This window comes from Paenibacillus ehimensis NBRC 15659 (assembly GCF_004000785.1).
Taxonomy (GTDB): Bacteria; Bacillota; Bacilli; order Paenibacillales; family NBRC-103111; genus Paenibacillus_G; species Paenibacillus_G ehimensis.
Map to the genome: position 1 here is coordinate 12,900 of NZ_BILX01000051.1, position 23,561 is coordinate 36,460.

At 54.6% G+C, this 23,561-nt stretch carries 21 protein-coding genes; 2 read left to right on the forward strand and 19 right to left on the reverse strand.

The window, feature by feature from the left end:
• Positions 1–109: 109 nt before the first annotated feature.
• The gene (gene gerQ, locus PEH01S_RS23575) at positions 110–556 is read left to right on the forward strand and encodes a spore coat protein GerQ (protein WP_025850041.1); all 447 of its coding nucleotides are present in this window, start codon (positions 110–112) and stop codon (positions 554–556) included.
• Between the two features lie 63 nt (positions 557–619).
• Here gerQ and lplT read toward each other — a convergent pair whose 3' ends face one another.
• From lplT to PEH01S_RS23635, 12 genes are all read right to left on the reverse strand, one after another.
• The gene (lplT, locus tag PEH01S_RS23580; RefSeq protein ID WP_127488388.1) at positions 620–1,855 is read right to left on the reverse strand and encodes a lysophospholipid transporter LplT; all 1,236 of its coding nucleotides are present in this window, start codon (positions 1,853–1,855) and stop codon (positions 620–622) included.
• On the reverse strand, positions 1,852–3,981 hold the full coding sequence (locus tag PEH01S_RS23585) for an AMP-binding protein (protein WP_127488390.1): 2,130 nt from the start codon (positions 3,979–3,981) through the stop codon (positions 1,852–1,854). The genes lplT and PEH01S_RS23585 overlap by 4 nt, the downstream gene beginning before the upstream one ends.
• Positions 3,982–4,232: 251 nt before the next feature.
• Entirely contained in the window at positions 4,233–5,069 is an 837-nt protein-coding gene (locus PEH01S_RS23590; RefSeq protein WP_127488391.1) for a metallophosphoesterase, read from the reverse strand.
• A 94-nt stretch (positions 5,070–5,163) separates the two neighbouring features.
• A complete protein-coding gene (locus tag PEH01S_RS23595; protein WP_127488393.1) occupies positions 5,164–6,144 on the reverse strand; it encodes an ABC transporter ATP-binding protein in 981 nt (326 codons plus the stop codon).
• Complete coding sequence (locus tag PEH01S_RS23600; RefSeq protein ID WP_127488394.1) at positions 6,125–7,138, reverse strand: ABC transporter ATP-binding protein; 1,014 nt, start codon at positions 7,136–7,138, stop codon at positions 6,125–6,127. The genes PEH01S_RS23595 and PEH01S_RS23600 overlap by 20 nt, the downstream gene beginning before the upstream one ends.
• Positions 7,139–7,151: 13 nt before the next feature.
• Positions 7,152–7,961 (reverse strand): ABC transporter permease, encoded by an 810-nt coding sequence (locus tag PEH01S_RS23605; RefSeq protein WP_025850035.1) that lies wholly within the window; start codon positions 7,959–7,961, stop codon positions 7,152–7,154.
• 12 nt (positions 7,962–7,973) lie between these two features.
• On the reverse strand, positions 7,974–8,915 hold the full coding sequence (locus PEH01S_RS23610; protein ID WP_025850034.1) for an ABC transporter permease: 942 nt from the start codon (positions 8,913–8,915) through the stop codon (positions 7,974–7,976).
• 56 nt (positions 8,916–8,971) lie between these two features.
• Positions 8,972–10,528, reverse strand: a complete 1,557-nt coding sequence (locus PEH01S_RS23615) for an ABC transporter substrate-binding protein (protein ID WP_127488396.1) — start codon at positions 10,526–10,528, stop codon at positions 8,972–8,974.
• A 37-nt stretch (positions 10,529–10,565) separates the two neighbouring features.
• Positions 10,566–11,300, reverse strand: a complete 735-nt coding sequence (locus PEH01S_RS23620; protein ID WP_025850032.1) for an MBL fold metallo-hydrolase — start codon at positions 11,298–11,300, stop codon at positions 10,566–10,568.
• Positions 11,297–12,166 carry a MurR/RpiR family transcriptional regulator gene (locus PEH01S_RS23625; protein WP_164828009.1) on the reverse strand — a complete coding sequence of 290 codons (870 nt, stop codon included), beginning with the start codon at positions 12,164–12,166 and terminating at the stop codon, positions 11,297–11,299. Before PEH01S_RS23625 ends, PEH01S_RS23620 begins: the two co-directional genes overlap by 4 nt.
• Positions 12,163–12,876, reverse strand: coding sequence for an HAD family hydrolase (locus PEH01S_RS23630; protein WP_174807165.1), 714 nt, complete (start codon positions 12,874–12,876; stop codon positions 12,163–12,165). Before PEH01S_RS23630 ends, PEH01S_RS23625 begins: the two co-directional genes overlap by 4 nt.
• A gap of 199 nt (positions 12,877–13,075) precedes the next feature.
• Positions 13,076–13,513, reverse strand: a complete 438-nt coding sequence (locus PEH01S_RS23635; protein ID WP_127488400.1) for a PaaI family thioesterase — start codon at positions 13,511–13,513, stop codon at positions 13,076–13,078.
• A gap of 181 nt (positions 13,514–13,694) precedes the next feature.
• On the opposite strand from PEH01S_RS23635, the gene PEH01S_RS23640 reads away from it, so the two are divergent.
• The gene (locus tag PEH01S_RS23640) at positions 13,695–14,270 is read left to right on the forward strand and encodes a TetR/AcrR family transcriptional regulator (protein WP_174807166.1); all 576 of its coding nucleotides are present in this window, start codon (positions 13,695–13,697) and stop codon (positions 14,268–14,270) included.
• 82 nt (positions 14,271–14,352) lie between these two features.
• Here PEH01S_RS23640 and PEH01S_RS23645 read toward each other — a convergent pair whose 3' ends face one another.
• The 7 genes from PEH01S_RS23645 to PEH01S_RS23675 form a co-directional block, all read right to left on the reverse strand.
• A complete protein-coding gene (locus PEH01S_RS23645) occupies positions 14,353–15,468 on the reverse strand; it encodes a Ger(x)C family spore germination protein (protein ID WP_025850027.1) in 1,116 nt (371 codons plus the stop codon).
• Positions 15,465–16,568 carry a GerAB/ArcD/ProY family transporter gene (locus PEH01S_RS23650; protein ID WP_127488405.1) on the reverse strand — a complete coding sequence of 368 codons (1,104 nt, stop codon included), beginning with the start codon at positions 16,566–16,568 and terminating at the stop codon, positions 15,465–15,467. The genes PEH01S_RS23645 and PEH01S_RS23650 overlap by 4 nt, the downstream gene beginning before the upstream one ends.
• Before the next feature lie 45 nt (positions 16,569–16,613).
• Positions 16,614–17,723, reverse strand: a complete 1,110-nt coding sequence (locus PEH01S_RS23655) for a Ger(x)C family spore germination protein (RefSeq protein ID WP_127488407.1) — start codon at positions 17,721–17,723, stop codon at positions 16,614–16,616.
• The gene (locus tag PEH01S_RS23660) at positions 17,720–18,823 is read right to left on the reverse strand and encodes a GerAB/ArcD/ProY family transporter (RefSeq protein ID WP_025850024.1); all 1,104 of its coding nucleotides are present in this window, start codon (positions 18,821–18,823) and stop codon (positions 17,720–17,722) included. The genes PEH01S_RS23655 and PEH01S_RS23660 overlap by 4 nt, the downstream gene beginning before the upstream one ends.
• Positions 18,824–20,362: a spore germination protein gene (locus tag PEH01S_RS23665; protein ID WP_127488408.1), complete on the reverse strand. Its 1,539-nt coding sequence runs from the start codon at positions 20,360–20,362 to the stop codon at positions 18,824–18,826.
• 292 nt (positions 20,363–20,654) lie between these two features.
• Entirely contained in the window at positions 20,655–21,683 is a 1,029-nt protein-coding gene (locus tag PEH01S_RS23670) for a DNA-binding protein (protein WP_127488409.1), read from the reverse strand.
• Positions 21,684–22,106: 423 nt separating this feature from the next.
• Positions 22,107–23,240 carry a discoidin domain-containing protein gene (locus PEH01S_RS23675; RefSeq protein ID WP_127488410.1) on the reverse strand — a complete coding sequence of 378 codons (1,134 nt, stop codon included), beginning with the start codon at positions 23,238–23,240 and terminating at the stop codon, positions 22,107–22,109.
• Positions 23,241–23,561 lie beyond the last annotated feature (321 nt).

The following is a 23,561-nucleotide window of genomic DNA, read 5'->3' on the forward strand; positions in this document are numbered from 1 at the left end:
CCCATAAAAAAATCCGTCACCAAACATTCGCCCACACCATAGTATAAATGGTGTGCTCCAGCCCAGTCGAAACCCAAATCAAGCGAAGTTTGAAGGAGGATTATGAGCGATGTATAACAATCCCAACAAAGCAGTACCGACTCCTTACGGCACGGGTTACCCCAGCCCCGGCTACGGCCAGCCTACTGCGCAATCGGTGACGCCGATGATTCCGGCAGGTGCTATGATTACCGCTGCGGGGCAGCAGGTGCCGACGCCGGCCGCGCCGGTCACCCCGGGGCAGCTGCCGATGGAGCAGTCCTTCATCGAAAATATTTTGCGCCTCAATCTGGGCAAAATCGCTACGCTGTATATGACGTACGAGAACAACTCCCAGTGGAACGCCAAAATTTTCAAAGGGCGTATCGAAGCCGCAGGCCGTGACCATATCATCGTCAGCGACCCTAAAACCGGCATGCGCTTTTTGCTGCTGATGGTCAACCTCGATTACATCACGTTCGACGAACCGCTTCAATATACTTATCCGTACGGCTCGGCGCCGCTGCCGGGACGCTAAGCGCAAGAAAGACCGGATCCTGCCAGGCGGCGGGGTCCGGTCTTTTCATTTAAGCGCGAGCGGTCATACGCGGGAGCCGACAGCTTCGGCACTTCTCCGCTTCAGCATTACGGCCTGGAATACGAGATACAGCACGAACAACGCCAGCACCAGCCCGACGCCGTAGATCGACGTCTCCACGCTTGTTCCTGCGGCGGTCGCCTGCGTATACGCCCGCACGCCCGCGAACATCAGGATGTTCTCGAACAAGTTTTGCACGGCAATCGTTTTGCCTGCACCGATCTTCGGGTTGCCCACCTTCTGCAGCACCGAATTCAGCGGTACCACGTAAACGCCACCTGCGAAACCGACCGCCAGCAAAATGAACACGGTCACGTACAAATTGCCCAGCATCGGGAAAACGAGAATGAGGACAACCATCACGACGCCATATACATAAGAGTTCAAATACTTGTGCGCCGGGACTAGCTTGGGAGCGGTCAGGGCTCCGGCCATAATGCCGATCGCCGTAACCGCAATCAGCATCGAGATCTGATCGACCCCGTGAATGCCGAGGTGCAGCGGAATCCAGGAGATGACCGCCACGCGAATAACCGACGACGTCATCCAGAACGAGCTGGTGCCGATCAGGCAGTAGCGGGCCGTCCGGTCCCGGAACAGCCGGGCGATGTCTTTAAAGAACAAGATCGAATCTTTGACGTAATGAATGTTCGGGTTCCCCGCTACCCGCGGAATCGAAAGCGACAAAAGCAGCGCGGTCACGTACAGCAGCAGGCAGGCGACGATGCACACCGTCAGCGACTGCTTCGCCAGAATGCCTCCGCCTACGGTGCCGGCCAGAATGGCGATGATCGTATAGCCCTCGATCTTGGCATTGGCCTTGAGCAGCTCGGAATCGAGCTGCTTCGCGTCTGTCGCGGAGCGGCTCAAAATTTCGCCGAGGATGCCGTACTTCGCCGGACTGTACACGGCTGCCCCGATTCCGATCACGGCGTAGCTCAAGGCAGGCTCGAGACCGAGCAGCAGCCCGACGATCCCGAGCGCCTTCAGCGCGTTGCCGATCAGCAGCACGACCGACTTCGGATGCTTATCCGCGAAGCTGCCGACGAACGGCGCCAGAACGACGTAAGCGAACAAAAAGGCCTGCTGCACGTTGCCGATATACGATTCGGGATACGCCTTGGCCCGCAGCATCTCAATGATTGCGAACAGAATGGCGTTATCGGCGAACGCGCTCCAAAATTGCGAGACGAGCAGCGCGTTAATCGGCTTGAGTCTGAGTTTTGTCCATAGGTTCATACGGCGTTCGCTCCTTCGTCTGCCGCCGGCTCTTCGGCCAGCTTTTTCAGTGCCACATAATCCGGCTTGCCGCTGCCCAGAATCGGCAGCTTCTCGACCCGCACCAGCTTGGACGGAGTCATGAGGGGGGAATGCCCGTGATCCTTGACGAATTGTTTTATGGACTGGATATGATGGTCTTCTTGCGTTACGAAAAGAATAATACGCTCCCCCTTGCGGCTGTCCGGCACACTGACTGCGGCTACGTTCGCGTCCCGGTAGCAGCTTGCCGCAATCTCCTCCACTTGGTTCAAGGACACCATCTCGCCGCCGATCTTCGCGAACCTCTTCACCCGGCTCACGATCGTCACAAAGCCGTCTTCGTCGATCTTCACCACGTCTCCGGTATCGTACCACTCGGGGCACGGCTTGAAGCCCTCTTCGTGAAGCAGATAGCCCTTCATTAAGTTCGGCCCCTGAATTAGCAGCTTGCCGCCTTCCAGCCCCGGCACCGGCTCCAGCTTATAATCGATGCCCGGGAGCAGCTGGCCGACCGTGCCTTTGCGGTGCCACATCCGGGTGTTCATCGCCACGACCGGCGAAGCTTCCGTCGTGCCGTAGCCTTCCACCGGACACACATGGAACTTGTCGACCCACAGCTGCCGGACTTCGTCCTTCAGCTTCTCGGCTCCGGCGATCACGCAGCGCAGCGATTGAAAATCGTAAGGATGTGCCGCTTTGCCGTAGGCTGCCAGAAATGTCGAGGTGCCGAACAGAAACGTCGCATTTCGATCGTAGGCCAGCTCCGGAATAACCTTGTAGTGAAGCGGGCTCGGGTACAAGAACACCTTCACGCCGTTCAGCACCGGAAGCACCGTCACCAGCAGGCCGAGGCTGTGGAACATCGGCATCGCGTTGAAAAAGACGTCTTGGGCGTTAATGTCCATCACCGTGCGGGTCTGCTGCATGTTCGCATACAGGTTCGCATGGTCCAGCACGCCCCCTTTCGGAACGCTTTCGCTGCCGGACGTAAAGAGCACGATCTCGGTATTCTTCACCGTTGCCTTCCGCTTGAGCAGGAAATCCGCGAAGCCGGACAGCTTATCGCTCATACGGAGCGTGTCCTTCATGTCTTCCAAATACAGCACGCGGTAATTGTGGCCGAGACTTTCGATCACCGGCGTCAGCTTTCCTTTGTCGACAAACTGTCTGGAGGTCAGAATCGTCCGGACGGAAGCGGTTTCGCAGGCGATGCGCATGTTATTTTCCCCGGCCGAAAAGTTGAGGATCGCCGGCCGTTTATCAAGCTTGAACAGCGCGAACAAAACAAGCAGATGAGCGGCGGAATTCGGCAGCAGGACGGCGACGCCCGGCTCGTCTTTCAGTTCGGTTGCAAGCTTTCTGGCAAATACGTAGGAAGCGGTCAACAGCTTTTTATACGTAAACGTCTGGCTCAAGTCCTCGCACACCGGGAATTTGTATCCGTGATGCTTGGCCGCGGTCAGCAGCTCATTGAACAGGTTGATTCCGGTCTTCACCCGGCTGCTCACCAGCTCGGCCTCCAGCTTCTTCTGGATTTGCGCCGCAGCGCGTTCCTTTTGCGATTTCATCGACTGGCTGCGGTCGTAATCCAAGGTAAACGGATCGCCGATCTGCACGGTGACCTTGGGGAACCACACCTGCCGGATTTTGTGCTTCAGGTAAGAAAATTTCGAGCGTTCGGGTCCGTTCAAGGCAATCGGGTACAGCGTCGCGCCCGTGCGGAGGGCAATGTATCCGACGCCGCTGTATATTTTCATCAGCGAGCCGCCGCTCGCGGTATTGACGCGGCCTTCCGGGAACACAAGGAGCGGAGCCCCTTTCTGCACCGTCTTGACCATCTGCTTCACGGAGTACGGATTCATCGGATCGACCGCGATATGCTTCCGCAGCCGGATAAACGGGGCGAACCTCTTGGCAATGCGCGTGTTCACGACGAACGTCACTTCCTCCGGCAGCCGCGTAGCGAGCAGCGCCGCATCGATCAGCGACAGATGATTCGGAATCAGAATGGTCGGTTTGCGGAAGTCGAGCTTTTCCAAACCGCTGAATCTCGCTTGAAACAACAGGTTGAGTACGATTCGGGCCAACCATTTTACCAATACCATAGCCATTCCCTCCGTCGGTGCTTTGTGTTTTTTGCGATTAGTTCCTAGCACCTGGTCTTAAATCTTATTGTACGCGAATTCGACAAAGCGGGTAGTACTAACTTTGCGTAGTACCTGATGCGTATTGCTGCATCTTTTATTCCGGAGGAATGAAAAAAGAAGCGCCTCCAACCGCTTTCGCCGTTAGAGGTGCTTCCTCGCAGCAAGTATAACTCATGGATGTATTCCCGCCCGTGCTTGTTCAGCCGGCCTCACGACTCCAACGTGGCCAGCTCGATCACGGACAATGCCTTTGCGACCTCGGCCCGCGCATCTCCCGGATTCGACCATTCCCGGGTATAGCCGAGACAGCTGCATACGTACAGCGTACCGCCGAAGGTTTGCCGCTTCCGGTAATGCACGTGGCCGCAAACGGCGAGCTTGACGGAGGAGGCGTACGATTCGATCAGTTTCCCGTACTGCTCGCTTCCGAGAAAGGCGTTGAAGTAGCCCCACACCTCGGCTGCGTACGGCACGGTAAAATAGCGGTGCGGCAGCACGTGGGTCATCACGATGACCTTCTTGTCCCGAAGCGCGTTTAGCTGCTTGTCCAGCTTCTGCACGAAATAATCGCACACCTCCGTCGTCGGCCGGTCCCACCGGGCGAATATACTGTCCTGCCACGTCCGGTCGCCGAGCGACATCCGGTCAAACTCCTCCTTCGTGTACTGGTCGGCGCCGAACGAGTAATCGTACCAGCCGATATCTCCAACGACGGCCCATTCTTCATTGATCATGTAAGCGCCGTTTGCGAGGTTGCCTTCGAACGCTTGAAGCTCGCGGTACGAATCCCAAGCCGTACGTTCCGGATCGTGGATGTTCCATAGATCGTGATTGCCCGGGACGAACAAGCAGGGAATGGACAGCCGGTCCCGGATATGCCTGAGCGTCTTCAGCGTCGTGGCGCTGTTGTTGGAGATGTCCCCGCCGATCAGCAGCAGATCCACCTTCTGCGCAAGCGCCGCCTCGCAGAGCGCGTCCTCGACCGGGACGGAGCAGCCGGGGTTATTGGTATCGATATGCAAATCCGACAAAATGCCGATGTTCAAAATGGTTCCCTCCTCGTTCTCCTGTAGGCTTGGGCGGATCGGACGGTCATGGCGGCCTGGGCAAGCCGCCCCGCCTTTTCGATGCCAATGCGGCCTAAGTCAGCAAGCAGCGCGCGTAATGGTCCGGGCCGACGGGCTTCCAGTCCGGCAGCATGAAAGCGCATTCCGCAACCGCCTGCGGGCAGCGCGTGTGAAAGGGGCAGCCCGCAGGCGGTTGAAGCGGGCTCGGCACCTCGCCGCGAAGCACGATGCGTTCGCGCCGCTCGCCGGCACGGACGGACGGGATCGCCGAGATCAGCGCCCGCGTGTACGGATGTACCGCACCGCGAAACAAGGTTTCGGCCGGCGCGAGCTCGACGAGCATGCCGAGATACATGACGGCGACCCGGTCGCTCATGTACTGCACGACGTTGAGATCGTGCGAGACAAACAGCGTGGTCAGCGCGAAGCGCCGCTGCAGCTCCTTGAGCAGATTCAAGATCTGCGACTGCACCGATACGTCGAGCGCGGACACCGGCTCGTCCGCCACGACAAAGGACGGGCGCAGCATCAGCGCCCGGGCGATGCCGATGCGCTGACGCTGGCCGCCGCTCAATTCGTGGGGATACCGGGCGGCGTAGCTGCGGTCCAGTCCTACCGTTTCCAGCATGTCGCAGGCCTGCTGCCTGCGCTCGGCGCGCGACCCGATCCGGTGGACGCGAAGCGGCTCCTCCAGGATCGAGCCGATCGTATGCCGAGGATTGAGCGATGCGTACGGGTCTTGAAAGATCAACTGAATGTGCTTGCGCATTTCCCGTATTTCACGGCCCCGCAGCTGCGTCAGCTCCCGTCCGCGGAAGCGGATGGACCCGGAGGTCGGCTCCAGCAGCCTCGCAAGCAGCTGGCCGGTCGTCGACTTGCCGCAGCCGCTTTCTCCGACTAGACCGAGCGTCTCGCCGCTGCGGATCTCGAAGGAGATGCCGTTCACGGCGTTCACCCAGGCTCTGGGCTTGCCGAAGCCGGCGGCGGCCGGGTAGCGCTTCGTCAGCCGGTCGATGGCTACCAACGGTTCGAGTTCAAGCGAACTGATACTCACGTACGGACGGCCTCCTTTCCTCGGCAAGCAAGCAGCGGACCTCGTGCCGGTCCGCAATCATGCGGCCCGCCGGCTTTACGCCGGAGCAGGCCGCAACGGCGCGGTCGCACCGGGCCGCGAACGGGCAGCCTCCGGCGCGCTCCTCCGGCGGCGGCACGCGCCCGGGTATCGCATACAGCGGCTCGCCCCGCTTGTCCGGCGAAGGGATCGACCGCAGCAAGCCGGCCGTGTACGGATGGGCGGGCGAGCGGAACAGCTCCGCTGCCGGAGCCGTCTCCGCCACCTGTCCGGCGTACATGACGGACACGCGGCTGCACATTTCCGAGATGACGCCGAGGTCGTGCGAGATCAGCAGCACCGATGTGCCCTCCGTCCGGTTCAAGTCCCGTAGCAGCTCCAAAATTTGCGCCTGCACCGTCACGTCGAGCGCCGTCGTCGGCTCGTCGGCGATCAGCAGCTTCGGCCGGCACGCCAGCGCCATCGCGATCATGACCCGCTGCCGCATCCCGCCGGACAACCGGTGGGGATATTCGCGCATCAGCTGCTCCGCGCGGGACAGCCCAACTTTTTCCAGCATCCCTACGCTATGATTATACGCGTCTTTGCGGGACATCGCCAAGTGCAACCGCGGCCCTTCCATCAGCTGCTCTCCGACCGTAAATACCGGATTGAGCGAGGTCATCGGGTCTTGGAACACCATGGCAATCTCCCTGCCGCGCAGCCTGCGCATCGCTTCCGGCGAAAGCTGCGTCAGCTCGGCGCCGTCGTAGCCGATCGTGCCGCCCGCAATTCGGGCGCCGGCAGGCAGCAGTCCCATCACGGCTTGGGCCGTCATGCTTTTGCCGCAGCCCGATTCCCCTACGATGCCGACGATTTCCCCCCGCCCGACCGACAGCGATACCCCTTCGAGCACCGCGCGCATGCCCTGACGGGTCGGAAGCTCGATATGCAGCTCATCCAGCCTCAAAAGAGGCGTTTCTTTTGCTCTGGCCATGGTTCGTTCCCCCTTATCGTTTCGGGTCGTTCCAATCGCGCAGCCCGTCGCCGAGCAGATTGAAGCCGAGCACGGTCATCGTGATCATGAGCCCCGGCGCCAGCGTGTACCACGGCGCTTTCGCAATATAGCTTTGAGCCTCGTTCAGCATGCGCCCCCAGCTCGGATCGGGGGGCTGAATGCCTAGTCCGAGGTAGCTCAGTCCGGCTTCTGCGAGAATCGCCCCCGAGAAGCTCATCGTGGCCGCCACAATGAACGGCGACAAGATGTTCGGGAAAATGTGACGGAACACGATGGAAAGCGGCCCGGCCCCGATGCCCCGCGCCGCTTTCACAAAATCCATCTCCTTGTACTGCACGAACCCGCTGCGGACAATGCGGGCAAACCCGGGCACGGCCATCAGGCCGATCGCCAGAATCGTATTGGTCAGGTTCGGCTGAAACACCGCGACCAGCATGAGCGCCAGCAGCAGCCCGGGGAACGCCATCATCGCGTCCATCAGCCGCATTAGCGCTTCGTCCAGCCAGCCGCCGACATAGCCGGCGGCGGCTCCGACGAGCAGCCCCCCGGCCGCGCCGATCAGAACTGTCAGGAAGCCGACTTGAAAGGCAGTCCGGGAAGCCGTCATCACCCGGCTCAAAATGTCCCGTCCGAAATTGTCCGTTCCGAGCAGGTGCTTCGCCCCGGGAGCAAGAAACCGTTCGGCCGGATTCATGCTATTGACGTCGTAAGGAACATACAACCAGCTAACCAGCATGAGCGCCAGCATCGCGCCGACCAACGCGCCGCCCACGATCAAATGAACGTTCCGATTTCGTGTCATGCCGCTCTTCTCCTACTTCAACCGAATTCTCGGGTCCAGCACCCGGTACAGCATATCGACGGCAAAATTGGTCGCAATGACCGTGACGGCCGTAAATAAAATCATCCCCTGCACAAGCGGAAAGTCGCGCGCGCCGATCGAGGAAACGAGCAGCCGCCCGAGTCCCGGCAGCGCAAACACCTGCTCGACCACCAGACTGCCGCCCAGCACGTCGGCAAAAATCATCCCCATCACCGTGACGACGGGAATGAGCGCGTTTTTCAGCACGTGCTTGTACAGCACCGCCCGCTCTCTCAGCCCCTTGCTGTAGCCGGTCCGGACGTAGTCCTGCTTGAGCTGCTCCAGCATCGTGGTGCGCAGGTAGCGCACCACGACGGCGACCTGCGGGATCGCTACGGCCAGCGCAGGCAGGAACAGAGAGCGCAGCGCTTCGAGCGGCGACTCCGTCCAACGGACGTAGCCTCCGGCCGGAAACCAGCGGAAGGTCAAGGCGAACAGCAGCACGAGCAAAATGCCGAGCCAAAACGACGGAACGGCCAGTCCGAGCTGACTGAGCAGCGAAATCCACCAGCCGGACGCCCGGCGCTGGGACTTGGCCGCCGCGATGCCCAGCGGTACGGCGATGACGACCGTTATCGCCATGGACAGCACCGCGAGCGACGCGGTGACCGGCAGACGGTCCAGAATCAGCTCTCCGACCGGCCTGGAAAACTTGAGCGATTCGCCAAAATCGCCCGATACGACGCCTCCGAGCCAACGCGCAAACTGCTCGCCGAGCGGACGGTCGATGCCCAGCTTCGCCTCAAGCGCAGCCACCTGCGCCTCGTCCGCCTCCATCCCGAGAATGGTCAGAGCCGGGTTCCCCGGAATGATCCGAAAGACGGCAAAGGTCATCATCAGGACCAGCAGCACCGTCAGCACGAACGTAAAGGCTCTCCGCCATACGTACGCCATGTCGCTGTTTCTCCTTTCCTGAAAAAGTGGGCTTCACTGGTCATTTGCCCGGCTTGTTACTTCACGCGGTGAATGGTGGACATATCCTGCACGTAAATCGGGTACAGCTTGTAGCCGTCCAGTTCTTTTTTCATCGCTACGGTGAAATTCGGGTCCATGATGTAGACGGCGACAGCGTCCTGGGCCAATAGTTTCTGCGCGTCTTTATAGAGCTGCGCCCGCTTGGCGTCGTCCAGCTCGACCTGGGCCGCCTTGATCAGCTTGTCGTATTCCGGGTTGTTGTAGTTGTAGAAGTTCGACTTGTAGTCGGATGCATAGCGCACCAGCACCTCGTGCGGATCAAGCTTGCCTGTCAGCCCGATAATCGTCATATCGTAGTCGCGGCCTTTGTAAATCCGGTCCAGCCAGACGGCCCATTCGACCATTTCGATTTTGGCGGTGATGCCCGCTTTCGCGAGCTGCTGCGCAATGACCTGAGCGGTATCGACATGAAATTTGTAATTAGAAGGCACCGAAATCGTCGTGCTGAAGCCGTCCTTGAGTCCCGCTTCGGCCAGCAGGCTTTTCGCCTTGTCCACGTTCGCGTTGTAGGTCGATTCCAGGCCTTCCTGAAAATATTTCTGCATGACCGGGCTCATGTTGGAGCCGAGCTTCGTTCCTTTGCCGTCGGCCACGACTTTAATAATTTCATCCGTGTCCACGGCGTAATTGACCGCCTGTCGCACGCGCGGGTCGTCGAACGGCTTGCGGGCGATATTCATCGTCATCAGCTGGACCATATTTTGCATCCCTTCCACATAGCGGAATTGATCGCCCAGCTCGGCGATGCGCTCGTTGCCGATCCGCGGATACATATCGATATCCCCGGATTTCAAAGCAAGCAGCGAAGCTTCGGCGTCCGGCATGATGCGGAATTCAACCTTGTCGAGGTAAGGCACGCCTTTCACGTAATAATCTTTATTCTTCTCGATCACAAGCTTCTGGTTCGGCTGGAACTCGACGAATTTGAACGGCCCGGTGCCGACCGGCGCTTTATTCTGATTGTCATATCCCTTCGGCAAAATAGCCGCCGTGAAGTTGCTCATAAACGAGACGTCGTTCTTTTTCAGCTTGACCGTGACCGTCTTGGCGTCCGGCGTATCGACGGCTTCGACGTTCGCAAAGGCGCTGGACAGGGGCTTGCCCGTTTCCTTGCCCATCAGCCGCTCGTACGAAAACTTCACGTCCTCGGCCGCCACCGGCTTGCCGTTGTGGAACTTGACGCCGTCGCGCAGCATGAACGTATACGTCAGCCCGTCGGGAGAAACCTTGTATTCCTGTGCGACCGCGGGCTGCAGCTCCCCTTTTTCGTTGGGCTTCAGCAGGCCTTCGAACACATTGAACATCATCTCCTGCGTCCCCGAAGCGACGGCCAGATGCGGGTCGAGATAGTCCGGGTCCTGCGGAACGGCGACGACGACGCTGCCGCCCTGCACGGGCTCTTGGGCAGAAGCTTCGGCGCCGGTCGCCGGCGTCCTGGCCGGATCGCCCGAGCCGCAGGCGGACAGGACGGTGACGGACAGCAGCAGAGCGGCAAGCAGCAGGGGGGTCCTTCGCAATCTTTCGGTTAGCATGGTTTCTCCTCTTTCTATTTTTAATTTTCCGGCTGTATTACAGCCGATATTGATCGCCCGTGCGGGCGAGAGCAATCGGTCCTTGATACGTCTCCTGCGCTTCCCGGACAAGCTGGCCGAGATCGCCGTACTGGGGAAGATGCGTGAGCACGAGCCGCTTCGCTCCGCACTGCGAGGCAAGCCTTCCCGCTTCGCCGGCGGTCAGATGGCCGCCGATTTTGCCGAAGTATTCGTTGTAGAGATTGCTTTCGCAGAGCAGCAGATCCGCCTTCCGGCCGATTCGCACCAAATCATCGTTCCAAGCGGAATCCCCCGTAAACACCAACGTCTGCTCCCCATGCTCAATGCGCATGGACAGGCATGGAACAGGGTGGGTCGTATGCCCGAAAGTCCAGGTCAGATCGCCCAGCGCTAGCGTATCTCCCACGGCAATGACATGCGAATGCATGTACTCTCCGTAAGCAAGCGTCGCGAAGGCCTCCGGGTCCGCATCATGAGCGTAAATTTCGATCGGCTTCGTCCTGCGGCCGAGCTGCATCAGGATCATCGCGGCATGCTGCAGACAGTACACGTCGGCGATATGGTCGGTATGGTAATGCGTGAGCACGACCGCGTCCAGCTCCTCCAGCGGCAGATGCCGCTGGAGCTGGGCGAGCGCGCCGGAGCCGCAGTCCAGCAGCACGTTGACCGACTCGGTCTGAATCAAATACGACGCCGACGCCGAATCCGCAGCCGGATAAGCGCCCCACGGGCCCAAAATCGTCAATTTCATTTCGTTGTCCCCTTTCCGTTCGGTCCGGTCCACCCGGACGATTCCGTCTCGAACATCCGGAACTTCCGTTCCATCTCCACCATATTGCGCTTCACCCGCTCCAAGTCGAGCTGGGCCATCTTCTTGATTAAGGCGTTCGCCAGCGCTAGCGGCCCCACGTACGAATCGAGAAAGCCCCGCGAACGGGTGGCGGCGAGCAAGTAAACGTCGGCCAGCTTGGCAAAAGGCGATACCGCCGAGTCCGTCAAGGCGACGATGCGCGCGCCCTTCTCTTTTGCCGCTTCCGTCAAGCGCCTCGTCGTCTGGCAGTAGCGGGGAAAACCGGAGACGAGCAGCACATCGCCCGGCCGGAAATGCGCCGCATATTCCGCCGCCTCGCCTTGGGGCACCAGCCGGGCCTGGCCGAGCATGTAATGCATGATGTAGGCGATCGGCGCCGTCACCGCGAGGCCCGCGCGCCAGCCTGCCGTATACGTGCGCTCCGCGTCCAGCAGCAGCCGGACCGCCTCCTCCACCTTCGCCTCCTGCTTGAGGGCGGCCGTCTCGCGAAGGTTGTCGATATCCTGCGCGAACAGCTCGTCCAGCCACGTCGCCTGCTCCTCCTGCGCCGTCTCCAGCAGCCGCTGCACCGGGCGCGCCTGCAGAAACTGCGATTGCAGCTCGCTCTGCAGCGCGGCGTATCCTTCGAAGCCAAGCGTTTGCGCGAGCCGATGAACCGTGGCCTCGCTGACGCCGGCAAGCTCGCCCATCTTTTTGGCCGGCAGCACGGCCGCCCGGCGGATGTCCTTGGTCAGGAGGTACGCGGCTTTCTTTTGACTCGGGCTTAGCGAATCGAATAGCTGCTCGATCTTGCGTTCCACGCTCATACGCTGCGCTTCCATTCCTTTCTTTGCAAATAAGCGGGCAGGTCCTGCACCGACGCAAGGACAGGCTCGTGCTGTATCTCTTCGATTCCGGCCCGGCCAAACCGGTTGATCAGGCAGCAGTCCATCCCCACCTTGCGGCAGCCGACGACGTCGTCGTAATAATTGTCTCCGACATAGCAGCATTCCTCGGCACGTACGCCCGCCTGCCGCAGCGCCAGCTCGAAGATGGCCCGGTCCGGCTTCTCGATGCCGGCTTCCGAAGAAACGATCACGTGGTCGAAATACGGCAGCAGCCCGGTATCCGCCAGCACCTGTCTGGCGCTGGAATCCCAGTTGGAGATCAGTCCGATGCCGTAGGACGCTCGATTGAGCTCCTCCAACACCTCGGCCGCATAAGGATAGGCCACCCAAGGCGAACGGCGCTCCGTCCGCAGCTCGTTCAGCCGCCGCCACTGCTCCTGCAGGTCAAGGCACAGCCCCAGCCGGTAATTCAGCACACCGAGGTACCACGGGAAGAACGTCGCCGCTTCCCTGCCGAGGACGCCGGGGTATTCGCGCATGAACAGCTTGTCCGCGTAATGGTAAGCCAGCTCGATCTCCCGCAGCTTCTTGGCGATCCCCTGCTCGGCCAAAAAAGCCGCAAACCATTTCTCCCTTTCCAAATAAACTAACGTATACCCCAAATCGAACCACACAAACTTCGTTTCCATGCCTTTCCTCCGCTCCGTCGCCCCGTCAAGAAGGAAATCCTTCAGCTTCCTTCCATTTGTTGTATTCTCTACATCTTCACTTTATCCTCCGATTGTTTGCGCCATGTTAAATGAATCCAAAGATGATGTGAAGACGGCGCGCAAATAACCGTACAGGCCCATGCCAATGACATGGACCTGCCCAACAACTTGATTCCCCCTATCTTCCCTTTGCCTTGTCTCCCCGAAGGATCATACAAGTACTGGTGGCATAGGCAACAAGGCTTTCGTCTTTATCCAAAATGCGGCAGTCAACGAGCCCGACGGTCTTTCCCTTTTTCAATATCTTGGCATCCGCTCGAATCGTTCCGTTCCAGACCGGCTTCAAAAAATTAATTTTCAGCTCAATCGTAGTAAAGCTCTCATCCGGCTGGAGAGTGGTCCCGAAAGCCACTCCCATGGCCATATCCGCAAGGGTGCTTGTTATCCCGCCGTGTAAAGTTCCTTGAGGGTTTGCATGATCCCGTGTCGCTTCCAGCTCAAAGCTCACTTGTCCAGAAACGATGTCTACAGGCCTTATGCCCATAAGCTGCTCAACCGGCGAAGGCATCGCTGCTCCCGCCAATACTTTCCGGTAGTGCGCCAATATCTCGTTCATGCGAATACAACCACCTTTCCTCCCCGCGCCGATTCCTTTTGCATGCGGCAATAGATTGACATCGCCCAGGAGTTTTCGTAAAATGACCCAGACAGGTCTGTATCATTTTTAACTTCAGAATACAGACAGTTCTGTACCATGTCAATATAATTATGGCAACTTTTGAGCGGAGTGAATGATTTTGGAAAAAAAGGCGTCAGCCAAAGAACGAATCTTGCGGGTAGCGTCCGTTTTATTTTATCAAGAGGGTGTACGAGCAGTCGGAATCGATCGAATCATCGAGGAATCCGGCGTCGCTAAAGCCAGCTTCTACCGCAATTTTGCAACGAAAGACGACCTGGTCGTCGCTTATTTGGAGCAGTTTTACAAACGGCATATGGAAGAAATCGAAGAAGCCAAGCGACGTTATCCCGAAAATCCCGTCGAGCAGCTTTATGTTGTATTGGAATGTGTCAGCGCAAGAATGGAAAAGCCCGGTTACCGCGGATGCCCTTTTTTGAATGCGGCCGTGGAGTTTCCCGACGCGAACCACCCGGTTCATGAACAGGTTACCGCCTACCATAAGGAAACGTATGGCAAACTAGCGGAAATCGCCAAGCATGCGGGCGCGGCCGATCCCGAAGCGTTTGCCGCGCAATTGATTATTTTGTTCAACGGCTCTCTCATGACGGCCTATTTGGAACGGCCCAATTCGAACTCCGGACACCTTCGCCTTGCTGCGGCCTTTCTGTTCGAGAAGCACAAGCTTAGCTCTTAGTCGCAGCGCAAAAAATCTCCTCCCCCCGGGTCTGCCGTCCCGGCCCGGGGGTGCATCTCTTCCTCGCGGAGAACCGCCTGAATCACTTGGTTGCCCCGCTGCTCTTGAGCGTCAGCTTGACCTTAACGTTCACGTCCGCTTCCGCGAACACGTCTGCCCAGCGCTCCTGCGCCTGCTTATAGGCCTTATATTGATGCGCCCGCGCGAAAATGCCGAAGCCGACCGGATCGACCTTCAGACTCTGGCATTTTTTCAACAAATCCGAGAATTGCCCCTCCAGCTGCTTTTCAATCGCAGCCTCCAGCTCTCTTCCCTTTTTGGCAAAATCAAAAGGAAACAGTCTCTGCGTCAAGGCTCCCGACAAATGGATGTCGGCATCAAACCGAAACTTCCCTTGATGGTAAGCCGTTTTGATTTTGACCTTCTCGGTCCCTGCATTGAAGCTGACAATATCCGAAGCGAAGACACCGCTCTTCCGCTCCTGCGGAATATGGATATTGAAAGGAACCTCTTCTACCGTACGCCGCTGCAGAATAAGCAGCAAGGCGCTTTCCTGCTGATTCAGCGAGCCCTTGTATTTGCCCTTGTTATCCAGCAGCGCCGTACCTGTCACTTCGAGTTCCTTGTTCAATTTAAGCTCGGAAATCGAGATGGTCATGCCTTTCTCATACCTTTGATCAATCAGCTTCTGAATCGTCGTCCGGACGGTGAAATTTCGCCGGTTGTTTTTATCGAGCAGCCTGGTTAAGTGAAGAGAAAGCCGCGGCTTGTCCTTGGGGTAATGGTGGATCACATCGGAGACCCGGCCATCCACAAGCACAACCTTGGAATTGACGGTTTGCTTCCCGTCCCGCAAAAAGACATCCGTCAAGGGAAACCAATCCGCCCGCTCCGTCAAACGCTTGCCGAGAAACAATATTTGCGACTTCCCCCCGACGGTAAGAGCGGACACGACGGAATCGAATTTATTTCTTGACGTTCGGAGCGTCTTGGACCGGAATCCGTAGACCTCATTTTTTTTCTTCGCCTCTTTACTGAACACGGGGGCAGCCATATAGACCACCAAATGATCTTTCTCGTCCAAGTCGAGGCCTACCGATAAACTGAGCGTTAAATTCTCGATATTCGCCTGATCCCAACATCCGGGCAAGATCGCCACGCAGACGGCCAATGCCGCCGCCCGTACCCATCGCTTCATGTCCCCCTTCGCCTCCGCTGCAGACGATCGTGAAGCCATACGTATACCCACAAAACATAAGGAAACAAATAACCGAAGAGGATCCCGGTCAAGTTGACGATGTCAATCCATTTATCGGTCTTGTTGAACGTCGGCATAACAAAGAACACGCTGACGACAAAAAGCAGCATTAACCATTGAAGCAGTCTGCGGTGATCTTCTTTCCCGAATATCCAATTCACCGAGAAAACGGCAAAGTACATCCCCGGCAGCCATGTCGTCGAAATAATCATGACAAAGAAAGCGAGAAACACGATTTCCAGCCGTTCGATAAACCGGAATTCCATCGTTTTGAGCACATTGACCGACGGTTCGTTAAAGTGGGTAAGCGCATCCGGGCTGAAAAAAACGGTGCAGGTCACGGTCACATGCAGGTAAACGAGCAGCGTCAGCGTATTGGCGACAATAATCCCCGTGGAGGCGTATTGTTTGGATTTGAGAAACGGATACAAGAGAAACGCCACTTCAAACCCTAAAAAGGCGAACAGCGTCGGCTGTACCGCCTGCAGAATCGGCTGAAGCCCCTCTTTAAATAAAGGAAGCATATACAGCCAATTGCTCTCTCTCAAGGAGAGGAGGTAGAAAAAGGGCATCCACAAGGTGATATAAAAAACAAGCTCCGCATAGCGGCCTAACACGCGAACGCCTCCCCGGGCAACCAAATACGACGGGACGGCAAGCAGAATCAGCATGACGAAATCGGGAGTTTTCGGTAAAATCCACGACTTGAGGAACAACACCGCCCTCACCATGATGGTATAGGAAAAGAAAGCGAAGTACAGCGCGGTAACGACCGCCGCGGCTTGTCCCGCCCACTTCCCCACATAGCGCTTCAGCAGATCAAAAAGCGTCCCGTCCGGGTGACGCTTCATCACTTCGACAATCGTTAAACTGGAGCAGGTGGCGATGACAAAACCGATGGGGATGGCGATCCACCCGTCGGTTCCCGCAAGGTCGGCCAACTCACGGGGCAGTTGAAGCAGACCGATACCCAGTTGAATGCCGGCGATCAGAAAAATATATTGCATCAATGTGATGTCATTAAACGCATACTTTTTCATTCGTCATCACCCGCTTTACGGATTGAACATGCTTCGGACATCGGTTTATTTGACCGGCCCCATATCGGTAATTTCCGTTTTTACGGAAAGCTTCACATCGGCCTTGGCGAACGCTTCGCCCCAATGCTCCTGCACCTTCTGATAGGCTTCGTACTCATAGGCGCGGGCGTAAAGCCCGAGACCGATCGGGTCGGTTTGATGCTTTTGAAAACCGCGGATTATTTGTTCAAATCGCCTCTTGAGCTGCTCGTCAATGGCCTCCTGCAGCTCTTCTCCATTTTTCTTAACGTCGAACGGGAATAGCCGCTCCGACAAAGCAATCGGCAGTTGGATATCGATATCGAATTGAAACCTGTCTTGAATATGCTTGGTTTTAATTTTCGTCTTGGCGTTTTTGACCCGAAAGGTGATCGTGCTTCGGCGGATCGGCCCCGGCTTGCCCTCTCCCGGAATTTGAACCGACAGGTTCATCTCTTTCTGGCGATTTTGCAACATAAGCAGCATCGTGCTCTCCTGCAAGCCGAGCCGCTCCGCATACCTTCCGCGTTCGTCCAGCACGGCCGTTCCTTTCACCTCAACGGCTTTGTTCAGCTTGACTTCACTGATCGAGGGCGTGATCCCTTTCTCGTACATTTGCCGGTGCAGCTCCTGCAGCGTCGTTCGCACGGTGATCCCCCTCCGGTTGGCCGTATCGATCAATCTGGTCATATGCAGAGGCAAGCGCGGCTTGTCGAGCGGATAGAAGTTAATGACTTCCGAAACCGGCCCGTCCACGGCGACGACCCTGGCGTTCACGGAATACTTGGCATCCCGGTACACGACATCGAACAGCCGGAACCAATCCGGGTGCTGCAGTACGCGTTTGCCTATCAGCATCACCTGCACCTTTCCCCGAATGGTCAGTCCGGTCGTCATCGCATCGAACCCCGTCATCGATTGGCGAAGCGTTTCCGTCTTGCGACCGAACTCTTCGTTTTTCTTCTTCGCTTCCTTGTTAAACACAGGGCTGGACAAGTAATACACCATATGGTTATCTTGGTCCAAATCCATGCCGAGCATTAAGCCAAGCGTCAGCTCCTCGACATTAATCCTATCGCCGCCGCAGCCGGGCACGCACAGAAGAACCAGCAGTCCGACCGAAAGCCATCGTTTCATGCGAGCTTCCTCCGAGCAGAACGAGTTTTTATCCACAGCAGAACCCATAAGGCGAAAGGAAAGCCAAAGCAAAGATACAGCGCAATGTTGCCGAATATCTCCTGAGACTTATCGCTCTGGGGAAATGTCGGAACAAAGAAACCGACATAGGCGAGAACAACCGCCGCCACGACCAGAAAGTGTCCGCGAAAAGCCTTCGTGCCGAACAGCCAGTTCGAGCAAAAAATGGTCAAGTACATCACCGGCATCGCTGTGGTAGACAGAATAAACAAGTAAAAAGCCAGGAACACAATTTCCATCCGTTCGATAAACCGGAACTCGGTCACCTTCAGCACGCTGAGCGTCGGCTCGTTGTACTTCGTAATTTCGTCCGGACTGAAGAAAACGAAGCAGACGAGCGTAACCCCCAGATACACGGCCATCGTGAGGAGATTGGCAATGATGATCCCAGTGGAAGCGGACTTCTTCTTTTGCAAGAAAGGATGAAGGAAAAAGGCCGTTTCAAATCCCAGGAAAGAGACAACGGTCGACAGGGATGTCTCCAAGATGGTTTTCCAGCTTTCCTTCAGTACCGGAAGAAGATGAAGCCAATGGTGGCTGACCGACAAAGGAACCAGGTAGAAGACCGGAAGCCATAACGCCATGTAAAAAACAAGTTCCGCATACCTCCCCAAAATGCGTACGCCTCCCAAAACAATGAGGTAGCTCGGAATCAAAAACAAAATCAAAATCATAGCGTCCGGGGTTTGCGGCAAAATCCACAGCTTCAAAAAAAGCACGGCCCGGACCGTAACCATGAAGAAAAAGTAAAAGAAGTAGGCGCAAAACACGAGCGCCCCAAGCTTCCCTGCCCAACAGCCGAAATAATGGGACAGGAGCTCCAGCAGCGTGCCTTCCGGATAAAATTTCATGATCTTGATGATCACCAGGCTGACGAGAATGGAAATCAGCCAGCCGATGACCAAAGAGATCCAGCCGTCCGTTCCGGCCTTCTCCGCCAGCAGACGGGGGAGCTGAAGCACCCCGATCCCGACCTGCATCCCGTGAATCGTTAGAATATATTGCATCAGCGTGATCTCGTTAAACGCATACTTCTTCATTCAGCCGTCACCTTTCGGATGGTTGTCGCCCATTCTTTGGGAGTTAACGGCCCGCGAGCTCTTGGGACGCGCCTTCATGGCCCACAAGGGCAGACGAACGAACGTGTCTTTCATATCCGCGAACCGCATCGGAGCGATCGGATTGCCGTAAGGCGTGCCTAGCGATTCCAGCGAAATCAAATGCCCGATCAAGGTCATCATGCCGATGACGATGCCCACAATCCCGAACATCGAGGCGATGATCATCATCGGAAACCGAAGCAGCCGGACGCCCGAAGCCATATCGTAATTCGGGATAATAAACGAAGCGATCGCCGTGGAAGCAACCACGATAACCATAATGTTGCTGACGATGCCCGCGGAGACGGCCGCCTGACCGATGACGATCCCCCCGACGATCCCGACCGTCTGTCCGATGGGAGCCGGAAGCCGCACCCCCGCTTCGCGCATCATTTCCAGCGTAATTTCCATGAGCAGCGCTTCGACAAGCGGAGGAAACGGAACACGCGCCCGGGATTCTCCGATCGATAATAGCAGCTGCAGCGGAATAACCTCGTAGTTAAAGGAAATGACGGCGATATAGAGCGCCGGCAAAAAGACGGCTAAGGCAAATCCCATAAATCGCATCAAACGTGTAAAAGACGCAACGATCCAGCGTGTGCTGTAATCGTCCACACTTTGAAAAAAGGAAGTAAAATTCGCGGGGCCGATCAGTACGCTGGGCGAACGGTCGACGACGACGACGAATCTCCCTTGCAGCAACTGGGCGGCAGCCGAATCCGGGCGTTCGGTGGCGATAAACTGCGGGAAAGGCGAGTATGGGTTATCCTCGATCAGCTCGGCCAATTCCCCCGTGTTAATAATGGCATCGATGTCCACTTGGCGAATGCGGTCATCGATTTCCTTCAAAACATCGGGATGAACGATATCCGCCATATACAGGATGGATACCCGGGTGTTCCCCCGACGGCCGATCGTCAGCTCTTTAATTTTCAGCTCACGGTTCGGGATGTAACGGCGGATCAGCGCGATGTTCTGGCTGCCGGTTTCGACAAAGCCTTGATGCGCGCCCTTAAGCGACGCTTCGAGCTGCGGATCTTCGATGGCCCGCTGCGGCCATCCTTGCGTATGGAAGACGACGGCTTCGCTGCGGCCCTCCTCGAATAAAAGACTGACGCCTTGCAGCATGGCCATTTCGACATCGGTCCACAGACTGATCGTCCGGACATTCCCGATGTTCACCCGGGGCAAATTACCCGGCACGCCCGCATCCGCTTCGAATTGAAGCGGGCGCAGCACATCGTTATTGAGGGAGTTTTTGTCCGTAAGTCCGTCCAAATAAGCGATTGCCGCCTGTCTGCCCGTCTGCTTGATCACGAAATGGCGAACGACCAAGTCGGGCGTCTGACTGAACAGCTCGTGCAAATCGGCTATATTTTGCGATAATACGGTGCTGATCGGGGTATTCAGCTTGTGATTCGCCGGCCCCTGCGCCGCATAGCTCTTCTTTCCTCGAATCCAATTATGCAAAAAAGCCATGGCAATCATCCTGTGTGTTAGAGAGAATAAGTTACACGTTAGGATGCGGTTTCCATGGCAAAGTTATACGTCAATTCATCATGTCTCGGGAATCGTGCGGCGTCATAAACGCAAAAAGTCCCTAGCCAGTTCGATTGCCGGCCGGGACTCATAGGGTGATGCAGTTCCTGATTTCGATATTAACCGCCCCATCCAATATGGTCGAAAGACGTCATACCCATATGGTCAAATGCTGTGATCGATATACCGCTTAACAATACCAACCCCATCACTAAAGATAAGAATGTTTTTTTCATAAGTCAAACACTCCTTCTACGATATGTTTGTATTTCCATTTTTGCTGCTCCGTTGCATAATCGCCATGTTTCTGATACAAAGAAGCGCATTTCTCAAAACCGGCGTAATACTTCATTTTATGGGCTAGGTATAAAGCATATAACAATTCGTCAATACCGCCAATCTTATAATTTCTTCGGAAACTGTATTTCGATTTCTCGTACCAAAAATGAAATAATTGAGTCCCGTTAATATAAGTAACATCAGCATTTAAAGGGGGGAGCTTCTCACAAAATTTGTCCAACAATTCGTCAACAGAAAAATTGAACTTATTCGCTGATTCCACCGCCGCTAGCAGACCTTGTAAAACTATATCCGGGTTTTCTTCCAAATATTCCATAAATTCAGGGAGAACACTTGAGTTTCCAGTATTCAATTCCAGGATCAACATATTACCCCTGCCCCAAGTTCGAAACTTCTCGACCTCCTTTTTCCCCGTTTCATCAAGGAACTCGAACCACCCGAGATCTGAATATTCCGCAACATACTTTTTCGCTTCTTCATATCGCCCTTGCATGCTTAAAATGAAACCCTTGATACGTAGCCCATGACCATAATATACCACTAAATGCCTTTCCGTTTGTAGGTTATTAACATTTTTTTCATTAATTAATTTATGATATACATTTTTAGCTAATGTATGCAGTTCATCTCCGTAGCGCTCTACCTTTTTCCAATCGCTTAATGAATAACATACATTCGCCATCAAAAGTATAGCGTCTAAACAAAAATCTTCTGGCAAAAGGGTATAATACGGCTCAAAATTCCCCAAAGCCTCCCTGTTCCCTTCTGAACTCACACCGACCAGACACTGAAATAACCGATAATGACACAGAATACAAGTCGGATCATGATTGTCCGTTTCATGGTCAATGACATAACGATATAAAGGTGCTGCTTCCGCTTTTTTTCCTTCCTTGAAAAGACGCTCCGCTACAGAAACAAATTGATCCTTCATTTCCTTTTCCAACCCTGCATTGATCATAGAACACAAACACTCCCTTCTATTAATACCATAATATTACATCCGTAAGTATTTAATGGCAATATATAACATTTTATAACTTCAATATGATTCTTATCAAAAATCGGAGAAAAACCAGAGAAAAATAACGTAATTAGACATCAATTTTGAAATATATACAAGCCTCTCTAGCATTTGCTGTTTGCATTTGGGGGAAACTCTGTATTTGCAGAAGTACCAGGGATATTGACCAAAGTTGTTTACAGAAAGTTGAGCAACTTCTGGAATATATCAGTAAGCTTTGCGGTTGGTTCTCTGCTGATCGACGTTCAGTATACTGATGCAGCTTCAAAACAAGTAAAAGTTATTTTCTGAGAAGAAACCAATATTTTTTACCCTTCATATTTAAAATCCCCGCCAGTTTCCGGCGAGGATTCAAATAAATTATTTAGAGACAGGGATATACTCATTCACTTCATATGTAAGAATCTTATTGAAAATCACATAGTCTTTTCTGCTTTTGAAAGGTCCTTTATTGTTGTCGTGTTTATCAATCGCATAGGAAGCCGGACCAGTTCCAGTTGCTCTGCCTTCGTACCATGCAATGAATGTATTTACTTCTGTCATAGAGAGGTCAAACTCTTTTTCAAGGCCGGTATCTAAGGTAACGACTAAAATTGCTCTTCCGGTTGGAGGTGGCGTTACCGGTGCTTGCGGAGTTGCCGATGCTTCATTAGAGTTTGCACTTTCCACAGGGCCATTGACTGCCGTAACAACGTAGTAATAAGTAGTTCCATTTATAACTGTGGTATCTTTGTAGGTAGTACCATATACACTACTAGCAACGGTAGTATATGGTCCTCCTGGAGTAGTTGATCTTTTAATGTTGTAATTGGTTGCCCCTGAAACTGCTGTCCACGAAAGATCAACTTTTGAGTCTCCTCCAACTGCTACCAAATTTGTTGGTGCATCAATTGAAGGACGATTAGCAAGTTCCATCATCTCTATTTCAGCAATAGCAACCCGAGATTGGATTATACCGTTTATCGAAGAAATATTTACCTTGTAATATCTGTAAGCAACACTATTGGAAAAAGTGTATTCTCTGGTTTCTGCTCTTTTCCAATTAACTTGTTCTTCTCTTTTATCAAGAATAACCCAATCTTGCCCATTGGAACTACCTTCAAAAGTCCAACTTTTTGGTGCATAATTGTTAGAGTCTGGATAGTCGTAGCTTGTAATTGTATATTTCGCAATTGTTTTTAGATTGTCAGCACCGAAGTCAAGACTTACCCACCCTGTTATTGCACCAGGTTTTACAGCCCAAGCGTCCTCTTTTCCACCGTTTTTTACTCCATTAAAAACTTTATAAGACATATACTGATACTCATCAAAAAAGTTTGATGAACTGGCTACTTGGGGTGACGGTGAATTATTACTTGTCATCGGTTGGATAACATTTTCCGTATAGACTTCCTGTGCATAAACACTGGAAGACAAGCCACAAACTGATAAGAATAAGACTAATAAAAATGCCATAGGAAGTAATCTCAATTCTTTTTTCAAATTAATAGTCATATACTCCTCCTGAAATTATGATTTTTTTGAACAAAAGGTATTGTATAACTTAGCGGTATAAACCGTCCAAACATATATCCCCTTAATTTATATTAACTGTATTAAGATAGAATAAAATTCATTATATTAGTAATTCAGCACTTTCCATAACTCATCATTATCACTTTTAACTTACGAGGAAATAAGGTCTCTCGTTTAAAGTTATCTTGTCTAATACCCGGACGTCTTCCGCAGCTCGTTCGCCAGCCAGTGAGTATATTCGGCCTTCTTAAAGAGCTCTGTTCAAAAAAAATTCCAGACTGGTCGGAGATTGGACCAAAT